The sequence below is a fragment of the Compostibacillus humi genome (genome assembly GCF_014637175.1).
Taxonomy (GTDB): domain Bacteria; phylum Bacillota; class Bacilli; order Bacillales; family Amphibacillaceae; genus Oceanobacillus; species Oceanobacillus humi.
Window position 1 is genome coordinate 13,215 of the sequence record NZ_BMEV01000018.1, and the last position, 19,430, is coordinate 32,644.

The window sequence follows — 19,430 nt, forward strand, 5'->3', positions numbered from 1 at the left end:
ATCAGATTAGAAAAATCAGTCCGGTATGCCAATTTCCAGGCTATCCGGTTCGAAATAACGAAACAAGAACGGAGGCTGATGCATGAAAAAATTCATCCTTTTTCTCGTACTTATTTTTCTTTTAGCTGGATGCTCTGAAGATCGTATAACCCCGACAGAACGTTTTGATGAATTTGCCAAGTTGTGGGAAGAGGGTAAATTTGCCGACCTATATTCTTTCTTTTCCAGCGATGCGAAATCCGAATATCCGAAAGAAGAATCCATCGAACGGCTGGAAAAAATTTATCACGACTTAGATATTCATGATGTTGAAATTACATATGAAAAATTATCGGAAGAAGATGTGGATGCTGCCTTTGAAAAAGGAAAGGCGACGGTTCCTTTTCAGGTGAAAATGGAAACGATGGCAGGACCGATAACTTTTGTCTATCATGCTCCTATGCAGCTTGAAGGTGAAGAAGAGGAAACGCAAAATTGGTACGTTCAATGGGACCCGGGATTTATTTTCCCTGACCTGAAAGACGGCGGAAAAATTAATATCACCACCGTCCAGCCGGAACGGGGAGAAATTTTAGACCGGAACCAAATGCCACTCGCCTTAAACGATATTATTTACGAAGTCGGAGTTGTCCCGGAAAAAATGAGCGATTCCTCGAAAGGAAAGCTTTCCGAATTGCTCGGCATGAGCGAGGAAAAAATTGATTCCGCTTTGAATGCCAGCTGGGTGCAGCCGGACTACTTTGTGCCGTTAAAAAAAGTGATTTCGAATGAACTGGTCAATCAGCTGCTGCAAGTTGACGGTGTCATGGTCAATGAAACGGAAGGCCGGATTTATCCTGAAGGGGAAGCTGCTGCTCATCTCGTCGGCTACTTGCGCCAAGTAACTGCAGAAGATTTGGAAAAAGATGAGGAAGGAAAATACAGTCCGAACGATATGATCGGTGCCCGGGGACTGGAACAGCTATTTGACGATGTATTGCGCGGAGAACAGGGCGTAAAAATCACTATTGCAAAAGACGATGGCGAAGAAGTCATTCTCGCCGAAAAACCAGTCAAGCACGGGGAAGATGTGATGGTGACGATTGATGTCAACATTCAGGAAAAGATCTTTAATGCATACGAAGGAGATGCGGGCACAGCGGCTGCCATCGACCCGAAAACCGGGGAAACATTGGCATTAGTCAGCAGCCCGGCCTTTGACCCGAATGAAATTATGTATGGGACCGACGCAAATATGTGGAAAAGATTGGAAGAAGACGAACAGCTGCCTTTAATTAACCGGTTTGCATCGACCTTTATTCCAGGATCGATTATCAAGCCGATTACTGCAGCTATCGGATTAAAAAACGGAACATTAGATCCGGATGAAGGAAGATCGATTGAAGGATTAACGTGGAGCAAAGGTGACGAATGGGGCGACTATAAAGTAACGAGAGTTTCCACCTCCAGCGGCCCGGTCGATTTAACCGACGCCCTCGCCCGGTCCGATAATATTTACTTTGCGATGGAAGCGCTGGAAATCGGACCGAAAGCATTTACCGACGGATTAACCGAATTTGGCTTTGGTGAAGAAATGCCATTTGAATACCCGATTGCCGCCTCGTCCATCGCCAATGAAGGAAGCATCAAAGATGAAATTTTGCTGTCCGATTCGAGTTTCGGCCAAGGGGAATTGCAAGTGAGCGCATTGCATGCTGCAATGATGTATACTGCCTTTTTAAATGATGGAAACATGCTGAAACCGACGATTTTAACTTCGGAAGAGACAGGTCAAGTATGGAAAGAAAACATAATGACAAAAGAGCATGCGAAGTTGATTCAAGAAGGATTGCGGGCCGTTGTCACTGACGGCACCGCCAGAGGGGCAAAAAATGCCGACTTTCCGATATCCGCTAAAACCGGAACAGCAGAACTGAAGCAAAAGGAAGATGAGGCAGGAGCAGAAAACAGCTGGATGGTTGCCTACCCGACGGAAGACCAGGATATTATGCTGGCAATGATGATTGAAAATACACACGAAAAAGAAGCCGGATATATCGTAACGAAAACGACGGAAATATTAGAGGAAGTGAAAAAGTAATGCGGAGAGACGATGACCGTTTCTCCGCTTTTTTGTCTATGTAGATGCATACAATTCTTCCATATTTGAGAAATATATTGAATTCATCGCAAGGTTGGAATCAGGAGAAATCATTCGATGGAAGCAAACTTCTGTCGGGGGATTTCCAAAAAAAGAAGCAAGCCAAAATTGACCGCTTATATCCATTTATAATAATTTAACAAGTTCATAAAACGACTTTTCGTCTCTTTCGTCTAACGCTTTATCGATCAACCTTAATATGTTCATTCTTTCTAATTCATCAATAAGAACCGCATGTTGAATACTGCTGTTCCCATTCAGTTCATTTTCATCCTGGATATAATACGTGCCAGCAATCGAATGCAGCTGCTGTAAGAAATCGGGGAGGGTTATTAATTTGGCCATTGTAAGGTAAACGACATCTTTGCCATGCTGAAAAGCGAATTTTGCATCGATATTTTCCACCTTTTGCGTACGGCGGTTGATGCGGATTTCATTCGCTTCTATAGGGATAAACTGATACACTTTCTCTTGAATAATAATTGAAAAATACTGATACGCCAATACAATTCGGACGTGTTCATTATCTGTTTTAATATAGTATGGCTTTAACATTTTTACCGTTACCATCCATTCCACCTCCCAAAAAGATTTGATAGTGACCCTATATTAATTTTTAGTTAGTTTATTTTACATTATATTTTTAGAAATTTCAAGCTATTTCACAAATTTTTTTTTAAATGTATTTGTGGAACGGGTTCCCAATTTTTCCCCATCAATAGGGAAAAGGCAGAAATCGAATGAGAATCTGCCTTTTTCTTGTTCAGGAAATGACTTTTGTCAGGATAAAGGAAGCGATATTTCCTTTTGTTTCTTCGTCAAAGGGGTACGTTTCCTCGATTTGGTCAAAAATTTCCCCCGCTTCTTTCAAATAGACTATTCCCTTTTTCATAAAGGATTTGTAATGGCGGGTGATTTTCCCGATTTCATCGGCATATTTTTCATCGGTTCCTGGTGTTACGGTTTCTTCGTATAGGTCAATTATTTCCTCGCCTTCCCGTCCAGGGAAAAATTCATGGGGTTCCGTACTGTCAAACATGGAAAAACCAAGTTCAGGCACGTGGACCATATCGAGACTGTTCGGGTCAAAACTGCAGCGGTACAGGAAGACATCGTACCCTTTTGCCGAACAAGCATTGCCAACTTTTTTCATAAAGGTGGATTTCCCTGTTCCGGCACGCCCTTTTATATAGTACACTTTCGGAATACTTTCGATAATATGGGGAACGACGTTGACGACTCCGTCCCTCGTGTTCGTGCCAAAAAACCGGTAAGTAATCCGGGATTTCTTATTTTTATCCGGCTGTGCTGCTACCAGTTCGGCAATGAACCGTTCCGCCAGCCGGTCTGCCTTGGCAAAATCCATTTCCCGGACGTAAATCGCTTCCAGGTCATCGTGAATCGCTAACCCTTGCGCAAAGCTGTCGTAAGCTTCTTTCCGCTTCCCTTCATAGGCAGCGTATAACTCCTGATTTTTCGGCGGCTGTTTCGGAAAAAATCGCTCCAAATCTAATTCGACGACATCTTCGAGTTCCTTCGTCATGTAATTATCCAAAATAGCGATCGATTTCTGCGGCAAAATGACACCGTCTATATATGCTTCCCCCAACGAACTTTTCAATATTTCCATCGGTTCCTTCTGTTCATACGTCTCGATAATTTCTTGCAAAATCGCTGTTTTTAAGCGATGGGAAGGGTGCTTCAGACTGATGATTTGCTTCAAATAATCTACATTCGACTTAATCAGATTTACAAAACCGGCTGATGTATTGCCCGCGGCGTAATAATACTTTTTCAAGGAGACACATCCTTTATCAAATTTTCTTTCCGTGGGGGATCCGCCCCCCTCCTGTCAGGTCCATCATACAATAATTTATGACATAGACAAAAATGGAGTGCATCCTTTCTTCTCTTCGGTTTAATGAAACGGCAAAAGATACCGCAGGAGCTGTTCTGTTTCTCCTGCGGTTACAGTTCACGTTTCCAGCATTTTCAATTTTTTCCGTTCTTCTTCCGTAAACACTCTCGATCTTGTCAGGAACCGTTTCCCTTCGGGACCTTCTAAAGAAAACATCCCTCCCCTGCCGTCTACTACGTCAATAATTAGCTGGGTATGTTTCCAATATTCGTATTGATCTTTTGACATGTAAAAAGGGGTGTCCCCGATTTCCCCAAGCAATACGTCTGAATCTCCCGTCCGAAATTCACCCCGGGGATAGCACATCGGCGAGCTTCCATCACAGCAGCCGCCGGACTGGTGAAACATTAGCGGGCCATGAATTGCTTTTAACTTTTCAATGAGCGCCAATGCTGCATCCGTGGCAGTAACACGGGCAACCATCCGCCTCTCCTCCTTTCATCGGAAAACTTCTTTGTCAGAAATTACCTTCCTATTCATACTTATGCAAAGGAAAGTGGGATTTTGACCAATTTGGACAGGGCGGTTTCAGTTTGTACGATTAAAGGCTGAAATCATTGATAACGCGGGCCGCACAAAGCGTCTAGTCATTTTTCATCTCCATATAGGCAAATGTGTACCTTCTTTTCGTTATCTTCATATGCTAAAGGAGACGGAAGGGAGAGAATTCTGTGCTATCTACAAGTGCCTTTTTACAAGCGATGATTCCCCTTTATATTATGGGATTGATCGGCTTTTCCAGCCGGAGAATGGGAGTCCTTCCTCCTCAGGCGAATAACGTAATTACTCAGCTTATGCTCTATATCACTTTGCCCGCATTAATTTTATATTCCCTCGATGGAACTTTTTCGGTGAAGCTGCTTTCCGATTTCACCTGGCTTGTCGTCATGTCTGTTTTTATCATATGCATCTTCGTTGTTGCCGCCGCATGGCTGAGGATGAAGGCCAATTTGCCAGATGACCAAAAAACAGTTTATGAAAGTTTAATTATTTTTGGAAATCAAGGGTATATGGGTTTTGCCGTTGCGTATATTTTGTTGGCGGAGCAGGGTATCATTTACTTAACGATTTTTAACGTTTTCTACCTTATATTAATTTGGTCCTATGGGATTTATTTATTTACAAAGGACAATCCTAATATTGACTGGAAACTGTTGTTTTTCAATCCCGGCATTTTATCTACCTTTATCGGCGTAGTGATGCTTTTCCTCCCGTTTCAGTGGCCAACGCCGATTTTGGATACGTTTGAAAGTGTGGGAAAAATGACCATTCCCTTATCGATGATCTTAATCGGAAGTTTGTTGGCAGATATAAACAAGGAGCAACTGCGCCGTTATAGCAAAAATATGTATATTTGGATTGCCGCCGGCTGCAAGCTGCTGATCATCCCATTATTTTTGCTCGTATTCTTCCTATTTCAAACACCTTATCCGCTAATTTTAATCGCCGTGTTGACCTCTGCAATGCCGAGCGCATCAACGATATCCGTCTACGCGCAAAAGTTTGGCGGAGATGCTTCCTTCGCCTCTTTCGGAGTCTTAATATCCACCCTTCTTTGTATCGTTACCATTCCATTGCTTTATGCTGTGTTGCAATGGGTACACCACTTTTTTTAGCCGAAAAAAAGCCGCCGCATTGCCCAAAAAAGTACGTCAGCAAAATGGAGCCCATTTTACTGACGTACAGTTGGTAAAAGCCGTTTCGTTTAAAATAATCCTGCCGGTTTTTCGCTGTAGCTAATGAGCAAGTTCTTCGTTTGCTGATAATGGCTGAGCATCATTTGATGCGTCTCTCTTCCGATTCCCGACTTCTTGTAACCGCCAAAGGCCGCATGGGCAGGATATTGGTGGTAGGTGTTCGTCCAGACACGGCCAGCCTGAATCGCCCGGCCAAAACGATACGCTGTATTGATATTTCTCGTCCAGACCCCGGCGCCCAGGCCATAAAGCGTGTCATTGGCGATTTCCAATGCTTCTTCATTGTCCTTAAAGGTCGTTACCGAGAGAACCGGACCGAAAATTTCTTCCTGGAAGATGCGCATTTTGTTATGCCCTTTGAAAATCGTCGGCTGGACATAATAGCCGCCGGCAAGCTCCCCTTCCAGCTTGTTCACGTTTCCGCCAATCAGTACTTCTGCTCCTTCCTGCTTGCCGATATCAAGGTAAGACGTGATTTTTTCCATTTGCTCCGTGGATGCCTGGGCTCCCATCATCGTCTCGGTATCAAGCGGATGTCCAATTTTAATCTGTTTCACCCGTTCTAAGGCAAGATCCATAAAGTCATCATAAATTGATTCATGAATGAGCGCCCGGGACGGACAAGTACATACTTCCCCTTGGTTGAGAGCAAACATCGTCAAGCCTTCAACAGCTTTTTCCAAGAAGCTGTCATCTTTGTCCATTACATCAGCAAAGAAAATATTTGGTGACTTACCGCCAAGCTCGAGCGTTACCGGGATTAAGTTTTCTGAAGCATATTGCATAATAAGCCGTCCTGTCGTCGTTTCACCCGTGAAGGCCACTTTTTGGATGCCCGAATGGGTTGCAATTGGTTTACCTGCCTCCAAGCCAAAACCGTTTACGACGTTGACAACACCCGGCGGCAGCAGATCATGGATGAGCTCGAGGAAAACATGGATCGATGCCGGTGTTTGTTCTGCAGGCTTCAATACGACACAGTTTCCGGCCGCCAGAGCTGGAGCAAGTTTCCAAGTCGCCATGAGAAGCGGGAAGTTCCAAGGAATAATTTGTCCCACTACCCCAATCGGCTCATGGAAGTGATAGGCTACCGTGTCATCATCAATTTGGCTGATGCCGCCTTCCTGGGCGCGAATAGCTCCGGCAAAATACCGGAAATGGTCGGCAGCAAGCGGCAAATCTGCAGCTAACGGCTCCCGCACCGCTTTCCCGTTATCCCACGTTTCTGCAACAGCAAGCATTTCCATATTTTCTTCGATGCGATCGGCAATTTTATTCAAAATATTGGCCCGCTCTGTCACCGAAGTCCGCGCCCATTCGTCCTTTGCCGCATGGGCTGCCGCAACAGCAAGATCCACGTCCTCCTTTGTCGAACGTGCTACTTCACAAAACACCTCCCCTGTCACCGGACTGACATTTTCGAAGTACATCCCTTTTACCGGCGGACGATACTCTCCTCCGATAAAGTTATCGTACCGCTCTCTAAAGTGGATGACGGCACCGTCCGTATTTGGGTTTTTGTACCGCATGAACATTCCCCCTCTTCCTTATTATTTGCGATGAAAGTCATGGGCTGTCCTATTCTAACGTATATGCAGCTGGAGATAGGAAAATGACAGATTTACCATTAAATAGTTCAATCACAAATAAATAACTGAACATTCTATGAATTGGTCAGTATAATCATTCTTTATTACTATGAATATGATAAAATATCGGTAGAATTTAATAGGTCAAAGGTGTTGGTCAGGCTTCATGTATTCAAAATACCTAGGAAAATTGGGAAATCGAATGCTGCGATCTATTACTGTTTCAGCAATGGCTATTATCGTATTAACGATATTAAGCGTAATTAGCGTTCGTTTTTTCCTATATGAGAACATTCAAGGACAGCGAATTTTAGATCAAATCGATGAATCGGTAAACGTTTTGCATAACTCTCTCATCGATCAGGAAACGGGGCAAAGGGGATATAACTTAACGAATAACCCTTCCTTTTTGGAACCTTATTATCAGGGAATGGAAGATTTTTCTCAAAGCTCAAAAGCACTAGCGGAACTGATGATTAAATATCCAAGTTTAACTGCTGAAATTAAAGAACTGATTGAAAAAGGTGAATATTGGCATCATCATTACGGGGAGCCTTTGGTCGAGATGTCCCAGCAAGGCGAAGCACCAAGCCTTGAGCTATTGTCTGCTGGTAAGCAAGCCCTTGATGAGTTCCGGCTGTCTTCGGAAGTGTTTTTCCAGCATATTGAAGCGGAAAGAACTGTTGTCCGGGAAAAAATGCAAACAGGCATACAAATTACACTTGTCAGTCTCGTGATAAGCATCATCGCCATTGTATGTATTAATGTATATATTAACTACAGAGTGTTGCAATCTGTCGTCAGACCGATTATTCATTTAAATGATTGTGTTACTGCGTATACGAAACATGATTTTTCCAAAAAAATTCCGGTCTACGAACGAAAGGACGAATTATCTGAACTGATTCGAAATGTAGATCAAATGCGGGAGGAACTGTCTTCCAGTTTCCATACTTTAAAAACGGAGGCCAATGCGGACGGATTGACAGGGCTGTTTAACAGACGGTATTTTGACGAATATTTAGAGCGAGAGTGGAATACGGCAAAAAAGGAGCAAAAATGTTTGTCTTTAATCCTTTTCGATATCGACTATTTTAAGAATTATAATGATACGTACGGTCACCTGGAAGGAGACGAATGCCTGAAAAAAATTTCCCACTGCCTCCGCACCTTTCAAGGGGGCTCCCTTAATTTTGCCGCCAGATACGGCGGAGAAGAGTTTGCTGTTATCCTGATTAATCGGACGGAACAGGAAACCCGTTGTATCGCTGAAGGAATGCGGCAGGCGGTCATGGATTTAAACATCCCCCATGCTTCTTCAGACATTTGCGATTGCGTCACCATCAGCATTGGTGTTGCTACTGTTATTCCTACAGACAGAATGGAGATAAACGATTTCATTCATATGGCGGACCAGGCGTTATATCTATCAAAGAAAAACGGAAGGAATCAAGTGACAATGTATAGGCCTGGGGCGGAGTGATGTAGGTAAGCAAAAATCAAAATTATAGTGCAGGACTTTGCAAAGAAAAATGCAGGGTCCTGCACTAAATTTTTTTGACAAATAAAAAAAGGCTTGATATAAGCCAGTGTAAATATGAGTATGATTCACTCACTATTTCTCTATACCAAGATTAGAAGAGTACCAAAACTCTTACCTATGAGGAATTGAAAAATGTGTCTCTATAGCAAAAATCAGGAGAGTACCAAAACACTGTCCATACTTACCATGCCAATCCTGAAGTTTCTCTATACCAAAAATCAGGAGAGTACCAAAACGATTTGCTTCGCTATGCTCCTTAACATCCTGTTTCTCTATACCAAAAATCAGGAGAGTACCAAAACTGCTTCGCTTTCTACGATGTTCGATATTTTGTTTCTCTATACCAAAAATCAGGAGAGTACCAAAACACAACGAAAGAAGATTTAGAGATTAGTATAGTTTCTCTATACCAAAAATCAGGAGAGTACCAAAACGCGTTAAGCTTGGTATACCTACGTTATATAGTTTCTCTATACCAAAAATCAGGAGAGTACCAAAACTAAAATCATACTCAACATTTGAAAAGGGCAGTTTCTCTATACCAAAAATCAGGAGAGTACCAAAACACCCAGTACCAACAAGAACAAATTCTAGGGTTTCTCTATACCAAAAATCAGGAGAGTACCAAAACTAACCCGATGGTTATTCGGGGGGCGGCATTGTTTCTCTATACCAAAAATCAGGAGAGTACCAAAACTCATCCTTATAAAAGTTAGGACCGTATCTAGTTTCTCTATACCAAAAATCAGGAGAGTACCAAAACAAGGGGGCTTGCCTGAAATGGCAAACCCCTGTTTCTCTATACCAAAAATCAGGAGAGTACCAAAACATGTTACTTGCGTATTTATGCGTTTATTCGTTTCTCTATACCAAAAATCAGGAGAGTACCAAAACTTACTTGTTCCTGCAGCTGTTTTATTTTCCGTTTCTCTATACCAAAAATCAGGAGAGTACCAAAACCAAGAACACTTTGAAATTGTGCTTCTACGGGTTTCTCTATACCAAAAATCAGGAGAGTACCAAAACCTTGATTTTCATTACTTACCCTCTCCCTTAGTTTCTCTATACCAAAAATCAGGAGAGTACCAAAACCTATAAAAAAGTTTTTATCAGAGGTAAAACGTTTCTCTATACCAAAAATCAGGAGAGTACCAAAACCCATTTTTTAACCTCCTTGAATAAAAAGTTGTTTCTCTATACCAAAAATCAGGAGAGTACCAAAACTTAGTCCTTGAAAGGCTTTCTGGAAGATATGTTTCTCTATACCAAAAATCAGGAGAGTACCAAAACTGATGTAATGGTTACAGTAACCATTTAAAGTTTCTCTATACCAAAAATCAGGAGAGTACCAAAACTAGCTTTTATTATTGATTGCCCGATTTGATGTTTCTCTATACCAAAAATCAGGAGAGTACCAAAACAACAAACGACCATTGTTATTTTTTATAAAGTTTCTCTATACCAAAAATCAGGAGAGTACCAAAACTATCTTACGAATTCCATAATTATCTTTCAGTTTCTCTATACCAAAAATCAGGAGAGTACCAAAACATACGGATTCGCCGTTATCGATTAGAGTAAGTTTCTCTATACCAAAAATCAGGAGAGTACCAAAACCCGTGATAATATACTCTGCTTCTAACAGTGGTTTCTCTATACCAAAAATCAGGAGAGTACCAAAACTAATGCCAGATACTGGCTTTTACGTTTATCGTTTCTCTATACCAAAAATCAGGAGAGTACCAAAACCTCATTTTTTGTTCGACTATGACTTATATTCCCGTAAAAACATTTTGAGGTTTGGTTCTAGATCCTCCAATTCATAAGGGATTTCAATACCTAAATTGTATAGGATGGCAAAAATTATTGTTACTATTGAGTCATAATTTTTATCAATTATTTGCTTTAATTCATGCAATGAAATGGAGTTATCCACAACTTTAAAAAGTAATTCTTTTGCTGTTTCAAATAGCGCATCCTCACAGAAAAATGGCAAATCATTTATTATTTTACTCTTTCTTTGCTCAATTACTGCATGATTTACTATTACATCCATTATACAGTAATTCCAGCTTTCTTTCCTGCCCATTGCTTTGAATTTTGTATTGGTTACTATAAAAATTTGATAACCTTTATTTGCCAACTCTTTTATATACTCGCAAAACGTATCCATTTCCTCTTCATCGGTATATAATTCGGGCAATTCCAAAATAATTAAATTATTATTCTCAAAGGGACTATCAACAATAATATTCAAAAACAATTTTTTATAATCCAGCGGTTTCATTTTTTTTATAGGAAAAAATACAATATTCTCTGAAAAAACTTTTGTCCCTGTTTCCCTTAAGGTTGCTTGAATACCCCATCTTTTTAACTTTTGGTTAAATAGTACAAGCTCATCATTCAGCCCGCTCCAAACATCAAGCAATTCATTGTATAAGGGCGAATAAGTGAGCTGTTCAGCAGCATTTTCTCTTATTTTAAACAATGGAGATTTCGTAGTTATTTTATCTAATTGAATATGCGCATCGAATGGAATAAAGTGACAATCCCACTCTTTTTTATTCATTAACTGAGCATCCTCATAAATTTTAACGGTTGAATAGCGATTGTTAAAAAAATCATCTATTTGCCTTATCAGATGAAACCATTTGATATTATCACCAAACAAAATGGTTATGTTATTTGTTTCGATATCAAAATTTCCATTATCTGATTCAATTGACCATATTTTCATAATATCACCAACGGATCCTCTGTAATATTTTCTTCCTGGATTGTTTTATCACCGACTAAAATTAACATCTTTTCATATTGTTTGTTTGTAACGGCCATTATTCTGATCGATCCCCTGCTCGGCAAGTTCCTTTTTAAAGTTTCAATATACTGAAACAAGCTTATTCTATTTGGGAAGATTTTAACGTACACTGAAAATTGAATCATGGTAAATCCATTATTGATTAAATATTTCCTGAATTTAGAATATATTCGTCGCTCTTCTTTCGTCGTCATAGGCAAGTCAAAAAATAACAGCAGTCTCATAATTTTATACGGCGATGCCATTCTCCGGGTACACCAGTAATCTAGTATCGTTTTCATTCATTGATTTAATGAATGATTGCACAAATAAGTCGATTGCATTTAACACAGTTTGATTCTGACCGCCTATCCTCACTTTTGAACTTAAGCGACTTATTAATTGCTGCTTCATCTCTAAAGTTAAGTAATCTTCCTCTTCAACTGTTGTAGCAACCCAAATATCAATAATCGGTCTAAATACTTCCATACAATCGTCCACCAGATTGAATGCGTTAAACTGATTACGATGCCCTATTCCAAATGCCGGATGTAAACCATAAGCTACGACTGTTCTGGCAACACATGCTCTTAATACAATATAACCATAGTTTAATGCAGCATTATATGAGTCTACGGCACCTCTTCGTCTTCTAAAAGACGCCCCAAACAATTCGTCAAAATATAATTTTGCTGCATGTCCTTCGCGATTATCATAATCACCTAGTGTTACATTATCGGCCATATTTCTTAATCGCTGAATAACTGATCTGTCCTTTTCAAGAAATTCTAATACAGATGCCTGATTGTTTATTTTGATTCGGACTATTTTTTGCCACATCTTTTCTTTTATAGAAGGATCCCATTTTATCTGATTGTACAAAACACCATAAACCCTATAATGGCTATACAATCCTAAGGAAAATACATTTGGGTGGTGATTATCGTCGCAAATGATTAAGAGAATATGATATTCAGCTAATTTATTCATTAATTTTCCCGTGACTACTGTTCTGCTATTATCCACAACGATGGTATGAATATCAGAGAGAGGAATTAATACTTCCTGTTCTCCCTTTACTACTTTCAAGTTATCGAGATATAACTTTAATTCTTCTGCTTCTGAAACATATACTATTCTCCAGCTCACCGAACCCTATACCTCCTTTTTTCCAAATAAAAAAGCCCCAATAAATGGGGCTGCGTTCGGGATAAACCCTTATTTTGGTAGGTTCTCCCAATCTTTGGTATAGAGACGATAGAATTAAATCTATCGTACTATTAATATACCCCATTTAGTCATATTTGTAAATAGTTTTTGAAATTTTCTCTCTCCACTAGATATTTATTTCCTAAAATATCAACTTTATACTTACAAACATGACTAAATGTTGATGGGGCTAAAATTCCGTCCTTCCGTGCAGCTTTTTTCCTGTCAACAAAATCAACCTCTATTTTATTTTGTCTTGGGTTATTGTCACCGCGAAAAATCCGTTCATGCCATTCTCCATTTTTTTCAAAAGCAAATCTTTCATTTTTATATAGACTAAAAACAAATTCATAGCTATCGTCAATTTTCTTGTAGCTCTGCATTTTTTCCATGTTATACCTGTCCATATCTAAAACGTATCGATCTCCCTCTTGTTTCCACCAGTAGTACGGGACACCGATATACTTATATTTTCCATCCTTATTCTTATACAAATCAATACGAATGCTTTTGATACTTTTTAGCACAACATTATGTCGTGCATCAGGGTATTTATGTGTAATATCTAAATGCACCCCTAGTCTTTGATCATAGTAGCGAAGCGTTTTGACAGGTACCTTTCCGTCTTTTTTAATATATCCATGTTCTTCCTTGTAAGCCCGGAAAGGATTATCTGCAGACTTATATTCTTTTATAATCTTTAGGATGAGCTCCATTAGTTCCGGATTATGTTTAGCAATTAAAAAGTCTTCTGGTTTCTTTTCCAGTTTTTCGATTACCTTCTTAACTTCATTCTTATTCATTTCATAAATATTGCTATATTTTCCTAGCGTATATTTATCTCCATCCTTCATTCTTGTAGTATAGATTGTTTGATTGGAAATGGTACGATTAGGTTTTCTGTCCACTTTATGGGAGTACTTAATTTTCGACTCATAATTTTGTAAGTTGCGCAAAAAAGAAATAAATCGGTTGTCAAATACTTCTTCTTCACTTAATATTTCACCCGTTTCCCTATCAATCACAGCACCTGTTTCGTTCATCTCAAATTTATGAAAGAACTCAAAGATGGGCATTTTGCCAATCGCCGCAACTATAAGTGCATCTATGGCATGATGGGCATAGCCCTCCTCCCTTTCTTTATTTAATTTAGCATGTCTTCTTAAAGCTGCTGTAAAAGACCCTCTAATTGATAAGACAGAGGTGTCTATATTATTTGCTTTAAAGAATGATCGTAAATTCATTGAAAAGGTTCTCATCGCATATTGGGTATCTACAAGGTTTCGATTAATAAACTCTCTTTGTAATTCTTCGTTAAATTTGACATCCCGCATTTCTAATAAATAGTCTTTTTTCTTGCTAGTAATCTTTCTGCTTTTATATAGCCTTATAACTTCATCCTTAAACTCTTCAAAAGTACGGGAAGCTTTCCCTGAGCTAAAGTATTGAAATGGGGTATTTTGTCCTTTTTTCTGGTTTTCGCCATGCAAACAGACTACTTTATTTGCCTGACTGTCATCAAAGGAAATGGAGACTGGAATAATATGATCAATTTCATATAAGTAAGGATTATTTACTACGTCGTGAGCAGTAATAGATTTTCCGGAATAAATACATTTCCAGTCCTGACTGCTCAATAACTTTAATGCTAGGTGCTGCTTACTGTTTAATTTTAATTCTTTAAGGGATTTTACGCCTAATAATTTCGCCATTTCATTTTCGTGTTTCTTCGTCTGCCTTTGAAATTCTTTATATTTTTGTGCTTTTTCTTCACTATTTTTTTCCCTTGCAGTTTCCACCAAAATGGAATCCATTTCTCCATATCTTTTTCTAACTTCATTTACGATTTTGATCGCTTCCCGATGTGCCCTTTTGGCAACCGTACTCAGTATTGCCGTATCATCAAATACAATTTTATTTTTCGCCTTTAATCTTGATAATCTTTTTTCTTCTAGCCCTAGCTCGGCAAATAATTCCATTTGGTTTTTATTTGTATGCCATAAGTCATGTAAAACAGTGTTTATCGCTTTTTTGGATAAGGAATGGTAACCGGTAAAAGCTGTCGACTCTTTTAATGCGTCGATAATTTTTCTTTTTGTCTCTTCATCATATTTTTCAAAAAGTCGTAAGAGTCCTTTTTCCCGACGGTGGTAAGCCTTTTCTGCTGTTAATACTTCAGCAATATCATCCAGTAGATCGATATCATCTAATATATCAGGCGGAAGATCGTGTTGTTCTACAATTTTTTTAATCTCTTTATATCCTTTAAACTCTGTAAAGAGAGGTTTATCATTCCGAACATCTATCCGATATCCGGTTACATCTGCATCACTAGAAACGCCTTTATATTTTAAAATTTGATTTAGTGTAATGTTTTTTCCTTTTTTAATATAATTTTCTACTAGAAATTTCTTATCCTCGTAAGTTAAATACTCACCATTGATTTGAATTTTGTTTAGGTCGTTGCTAAGCAAATTAAATAGGTCCGCAGTAAACGACATTTTTGCAATCCGCAATTCATCCGGAAAATAAGTGCATTTTCCCCTCATTTTATTGATTAAAGATACTTCTTCCAGTTCACCTTTTTCATTAATAAAGAAACGGCCGTATGGTGTAGGTGACTTTTCAGATCCAGGGCCCTCATAATATTGTCTGCGGCTCTCTACTAATTCTATATATTGCTCTATAAATGTATCATCTATCTTTGTATGTATTTTCCTTTGTTTATTCAGTATCGCTTTTGCTTCCTCTATATAATCCTGGGTTCGGAACCTATTTTTGTGTCCTCTAATTTTTCCTTCCGTTTTTCTTCGTTCCAATTGTACTTCGCAAATGTACTTGTTCTGCAATAATTTCTTATTATATGCAATCTGGTCTTTCGTAGACAATGATTCTTCATCAACATCTTCTTCCATTGGAGAATCTAGTACTGTACCACGCATTTTGGCAATGTGGTAGAGGCCTGCAACAAGCTCTTCCTCCGTTACATCATTATAAATCGCATTGTACCTCGCTTCATAGGGATCGAACTTACCAATTCCTTCACACGATAGATTGTAACTATCAAATAATTCTTTTAACCGTTCTAAGCGGTGAGTTCTTCTTCTTTTTAATCTCCTTGCTCCACGAAAGGAACGTCTTTCTTCATTTGCATTTCTACTCGCTTCTTCAAAAAGTCTTACACCTGCATCAATGATTTCCCCAGTTTCCTGATCAATGATTCCCCATCCTACAGATGAAATGCCGATATCCAAACCAAGAACTTTCCCCATACAGGACACCCCTCTCTAAAATAAATAAAATTTATTAAAATATTCTGTAACTGCTTACTTTTATTATAATGGATATATTTACCTGCTTCAATTGGCGTATATTAATAATTGCACAATACTTTTATCCTGTTGTTGTTTATCAGTGAATAAAGCCAATAAAAAAGATGCCAGAAAACCTGACATCTCATTTAAAATTACGAAATATATAACGCACTATTTTATTTCGGGTAAAATGCGTACTTCTAACTCCATTTCAGAATTGCACAACGGACAATTAGGTTCCTTTGCAAAACTGAATGATTCCCGCATCCATCCTTGGCAATCATCACTTGTACAAGCCCATACGTTTGTTTCCACCTCAGGGACCGGTTCTTTTGGTCCGCGTGAAAATGACATGAATGCAACCCCTTTTTCTCATATTAGATACATTATACCCCTAATCCAGAGACAAAGAAAGGGATAGATGAGTCAGATCTTTTTTTGGAAGGCGGCAACCGTCAATCGTTATGCAGTTTCTTCCTGACCTTTCACCATTTCCTTTTCCCGCAACTTCCAGTCATAAAATCTCGTTGTAACAAATGGAATGAACAGGATTACGAGGAGGAAATAGAAAAGAATTTCCATGTTAAAGTAGTCGACGATAAATCCGCCGAGTACCGGGCCGATCATTCTTCCTACCGATGCGATGCTGTTGACGAGCCCTTGATAGAATCCTTCTCTTCCCTTCGGTGCCAGCTCATTGGCAATTGTCGGAAAGGCAGGCCACATAATGACTTCCCCCATCGTTAAGATCGCCATCGCCACGGCGAACATGGCGAAATTTTCCGAAACCATCGCAACAATAAAGGAAAAAATCAACAACACGTTCCCAATATAAATTTGCTTTCTTGTAGAAGGGATTTTCGACGTAACCCAACGTACAAGGGGCTGGGAAATTACGATCAGAAAACCGTTTACTGCCCATATCGTACTGTATTGTTCCAATGGAATTCCGATTTCCTGCGTATACGGCGCAATCGTTGCCTGCCATTGGGAATAGGAAAACCAAATTACGAAAAATCCTCCGCACAAAATTAACAAAGCAATAAGCGGGTCTTTTTGTTTGATTTTTGCCTTTTGTTTAATGACGGATGTTTGCATCTGTCTGTCGATTTTTTTGTCAAAGTCTTTAAATGCAAATAGGACGATGAAAAAGAAGACGACAAACAATGAGGCGTTTGCCATAAAAATATATGAAAAAGATATGCTGGCAACATAGCCGCTTGCCGTTGCTCCAAGTGCGACACCTAAATTTTGGGCGACGTAAATCGCATTAAAGGTCCTCCGTCCCCCTTCCGGCCATAGGGACCCTGCCATCGCATACATTACCGGCCACGTAATTCCGGATGAAAACCCCATGACGATGAGCAAAATCGTGTATGGGGCGGCTGTATGGAAAAAGGAAAGCAAAATCGCCGATGTCATCGATAAGAATGTCCCGATTAAAACGGTTTTATAGGCGCTGTATTTGTCGAATAGCGTTCCGCCAATCAGATTCCCTGCTACACTTGCTGCCTGATTCAGCATTAAAATAAAGCCGGCAAAGGCCAGGCTTTTTCCGAGCTCATTATGCATATAAATGGAGTTCATCGGCCACAGGAAGGAACCCCCTGTGACACTCACCGTCGTTGCAACTACTAAAATCCAAATTTCTCTTGGCATGTTATCACTCTTTCCCAAGGTGTCCTGAAGTTATTTTAATATAATCATCGTTGTCTGTCACTTGCCCTTTTTCGTCAAAATTCGAGAAGTGCCTGTCCGGCTGGTACCCCCGGTCATTCCGGCAGCACCTGCAGACACCAAAAAAGGCAACCGAGCTTGGGTTGCCTCGTCTGCTCTACTTTAAAAGAAAACCTTTTGAAGTAATAAAATCCCGCATATGCGGTCTCCGCGGCTCTTTCAGAAATTCTCCCATCGATTTCGGCCAGTTCGTATCCTTTTTGTTCGTCAGCCGTTTGCGATAGTATTCTTCGGTCACTTTGCTATATTCTTCTAAAATAGCGTCGTATTTTTCCTCATCGTAGCTATTTTCATGCAAAATCCCTTGAACCGGGATTCGCGGCTTCACTTGCGGAGATTCATCCGGAATACCGACGGTCATCCCGAATAATGGGAATACTTTATCCGGCAGGCCAAACAGCTCGCTAATTTCCTCCGGTTTGTTCCGAACCCCGCCAATATAGCAAATTCCGTAACCGTGGGCTTCCGCAGCAATTACAAAGTTTTGGGCAAATAATGCTGTATCCACTGTCGTTACAATGAATGTTTCCAAATGCTCCACATTGATGTTGACGCCTGCTTTTTTGCCTGCTGCTTCCAGCCGTTTCATATCGGCACAAAACAGAAGCACGACCGGCGCGGACAAAATTTGCGGCTCGTTATTGGAGAGCACTGCTAACTTATTGATTTTCTCCGGGTCCGTTACTTTAATGACAGAATAGGCTTGAACAAAATTTGATGTTGCTGCATGCTGTGCTGCATGAAGCATTTCTTCTAATTTTTCATCCGGAATCGGATCCTTTTTATACTTTCGGATTGATACATGGCTTTTCAGCAATTCTAAGATGTTATCCGGCATTATGTAATTCCTCCTTATGATGAAACGTCACTAGGACCATTTCTAATTGACAAACTTTGGGAAGCGCCTGCATCAGCACGTGCATTAATCGATTACTTTCTCCAGTTCGCTGATTTCTTCTGCGTTGAGTATTGTTTCCAGTTCGAGGATAATCAGCAGTTCTTCGTCTAGTTTGGCAATTCCTTTCACAAAGGTTTGTTTAACTCCGCCAATAATCGGCGGCGCCGGCTGAATTGCCGAATTGGCAATATCCTTCACTTCCTCGGCCGCATCAATAATCAGGCCAATTTGCATCTCGTTAAACTGAATAACAAGGATTCGAAAATCATCCGTCACTTCTGACTTCGGCATATAGAGCCGTTCCTTTAGATCAATGATAGGAGTCGTAACATCCCTGATTTGCGTCACACCTTTAATAAATTTGGATGTGCGGGGCACTTCCGTCAATTTTTGTATCCGTTCAATGGAAATCACCTGATGAATATCTACCGCAAAGGATTGTTCCCGCAATTTAAATATAATGTATTTTGCTGTTTCAGACATTGTCTCACCCCAATTCAATTCAATACAAACGTCACGTTAAGAAAAAGATTACACCAATTCCATCTTCAACATCCTGGTGTAACCTTTTGACAGCTCCCTCATATT

General features: G+C 39.8%; 15 protein-coding genes and 1 CRISPR repeat array. Of the genes, 3 read left to right on the forward strand and 12 right to left on the reverse strand.

All coding sequences use genetic code 11. The features are described from left to right. The first annotated feature begins 82 nt into the window (after positions 1 to 82). Positions 83 to 2,080, forward strand: coding sequence for a penicillin-binding transpeptidase domain-containing protein (locus IEV18_RS06375; protein ID WP_188391554.1), 1,998 nt, complete (start codon positions 83 to 85; stop codon positions 2,078 to 2,080). 186 nt (positions 2,081 to 2,266) lie between these two features. On the opposite strand, the gene IEV18_RS06380 is transcribed toward IEV18_RS06375, so the two are convergent. From IEV18_RS06380 to IEV18_RS06390, 3 genes are all read right to left on the reverse strand, one after another. Next, positions 2,267 to 2,710, reverse strand: a complete 444-nt coding sequence (locus tag IEV18_RS06380; protein ID WP_188391555.1) for an IDEAL domain-containing protein — start codon at positions 2,708 to 2,710, stop codon at positions 2,267 to 2,269. 193 nt (positions 2,711 to 2,903) lie between these two features. Next, positions 2,904 to 3,938: a hypothetical protein gene (locus IEV18_RS06385; RefSeq protein ID WP_188391556.1), complete on the reverse strand. Its 1,035-nt coding sequence runs from the start codon at positions 3,936 to 3,938 to the stop codon at positions 2,904 to 2,906. 177 nt (positions 3,939 to 4,115) lie between these two features. Continuing rightward, positions 4,116 to 4,481, reverse strand: coding sequence for a DUF779 domain-containing protein (locus IEV18_RS06390; protein ID WP_188391557.1), 366 nt, complete (start codon positions 4,479 to 4,481; stop codon positions 4,116 to 4,118). 248 nt (positions 4,482 to 4,729) lie between these two features. Between IEV18_RS06390 and IEV18_RS06395 the strand changes: the two genes are divergently transcribed. Beyond that, complete coding sequence (locus tag IEV18_RS06395; RefSeq protein WP_188391558.1) at positions 4,730 to 5,674, forward strand: AEC family transporter; 945 nt, start codon at positions 4,730 to 4,732, stop codon at positions 5,672 to 5,674. Between the two features lie 89 nt (positions 5,675 to 5,763). On the opposite strand, the gene adh is transcribed toward IEV18_RS06395, so the two are convergent. Then, on the reverse strand, positions 5,764 to 7,284 hold the full coding sequence (gene adh, locus IEV18_RS06400; RefSeq protein WP_188391559.1) for an aldehyde dehydrogenase: 1,521 nt from the start codon (positions 7,282 to 7,284) through the stop codon (positions 5,764 to 5,766). Between the two features lie 262 nt (positions 7,285 to 7,546). On the opposite strand from adh, the gene IEV18_RS06405 reads away from it, so the two are divergent. Next, entirely contained in the window at positions 7,547 to 8,827 is a 1,281-nt protein-coding gene (locus tag IEV18_RS06405; RefSeq protein WP_188391560.1) for a sensor domain-containing diguanylate cyclase, read from the forward strand. 194 nt (positions 8,828 to 9,021) lie between these two features. Then, positions 9,022 to 10,636: direct repeats of the CRISPR family, unit length 36 nt; unit sequence GTTTCTCTATACCAAAAATCAGGAGAGTACCAAAAC. 16 nt (positions 10,637 to 10,652) lie between these two features. On the opposite strand, the gene IEV18_RS06410 is transcribed toward IEV18_RS06405, so the two are convergent. From IEV18_RS06410 to IEV18_RS06445, 8 genes are all read right to left on the reverse strand, one after another. Beyond that, positions 10,653 to 11,624 carry a hypothetical protein gene (locus IEV18_RS06410; RefSeq protein WP_188391561.1) on the reverse strand — a complete coding sequence of 324 codons (972 nt, stop codon included), beginning with the start codon at positions 11,622 to 11,624 and terminating at the stop codon, positions 10,653 to 10,655. Then, positions 11,621 to 11,986, reverse strand: a complete 366-nt coding sequence (cas2, locus tag IEV18_RS06415; RefSeq protein WP_308421550.1) for a CRISPR-associated endonuclease Cas2 — start codon at positions 11,984 to 11,986, stop codon at positions 11,621 to 11,623. The genes IEV18_RS06410 and cas2 overlap by 4 nt, the downstream gene beginning before the upstream one ends. Continuing rightward, entirely contained in the window at positions 11,934 to 12,833 is a 900-nt protein-coding gene (gene cas1 / locus IEV18_RS06420) for a type II CRISPR-associated endonuclease Cas1 (RefSeq protein WP_188391562.1), read from the reverse strand. Before cas1 ends, cas2 begins: the two co-directional genes overlap by 53 nt. 149 nt (positions 12,834 to 12,982) lie before the next feature. Beyond that, complete coding sequence (cas9, locus tag IEV18_RS06425) at positions 12,983 to 16,147, reverse strand: type II CRISPR RNA-guided endonuclease Cas9 (protein ID WP_188391563.1); 3,165 nt, start codon at positions 16,145 to 16,147, stop codon at positions 12,983 to 12,985. A gap of 231 nt (positions 16,148 to 16,378) precedes the next feature. Then, positions 16,379 to 16,561, reverse strand: a complete 183-nt coding sequence (locus tag IEV18_RS06430; protein ID WP_188391564.1) for a cold-shock protein — start codon at positions 16,559 to 16,561, stop codon at positions 16,379 to 16,381. A gap of 108 nt (positions 16,562 to 16,669) precedes the next feature. Beyond that, a complete protein-coding gene (locus IEV18_RS06435; RefSeq protein ID WP_188391565.1) occupies positions 16,670 to 17,866 on the reverse strand; it encodes an MDR family MFS transporter in 1,197 nt (398 codons plus the stop codon). 175 nt (positions 17,867 to 18,041) lie between these two features. Then, entirely contained in the window at positions 18,042 to 18,782 is a 741-nt protein-coding gene (gene nfsA, locus IEV18_RS06440) for an oxygen-insensitive NADPH nitroreductase (RefSeq protein WP_188391566.1), read from the reverse strand. Between the two features lie 84 nt (positions 18,783 to 18,866). Further along, complete coding sequence (locus IEV18_RS06445) at positions 18,867 to 19,325, reverse strand: chemotaxis protein CheW (protein ID WP_188391567.1); 459 nt, start codon at positions 19,323 to 19,325, stop codon at positions 18,867 to 18,869. Positions 19,326 to 19,430 lie beyond the last annotated feature (105 nt).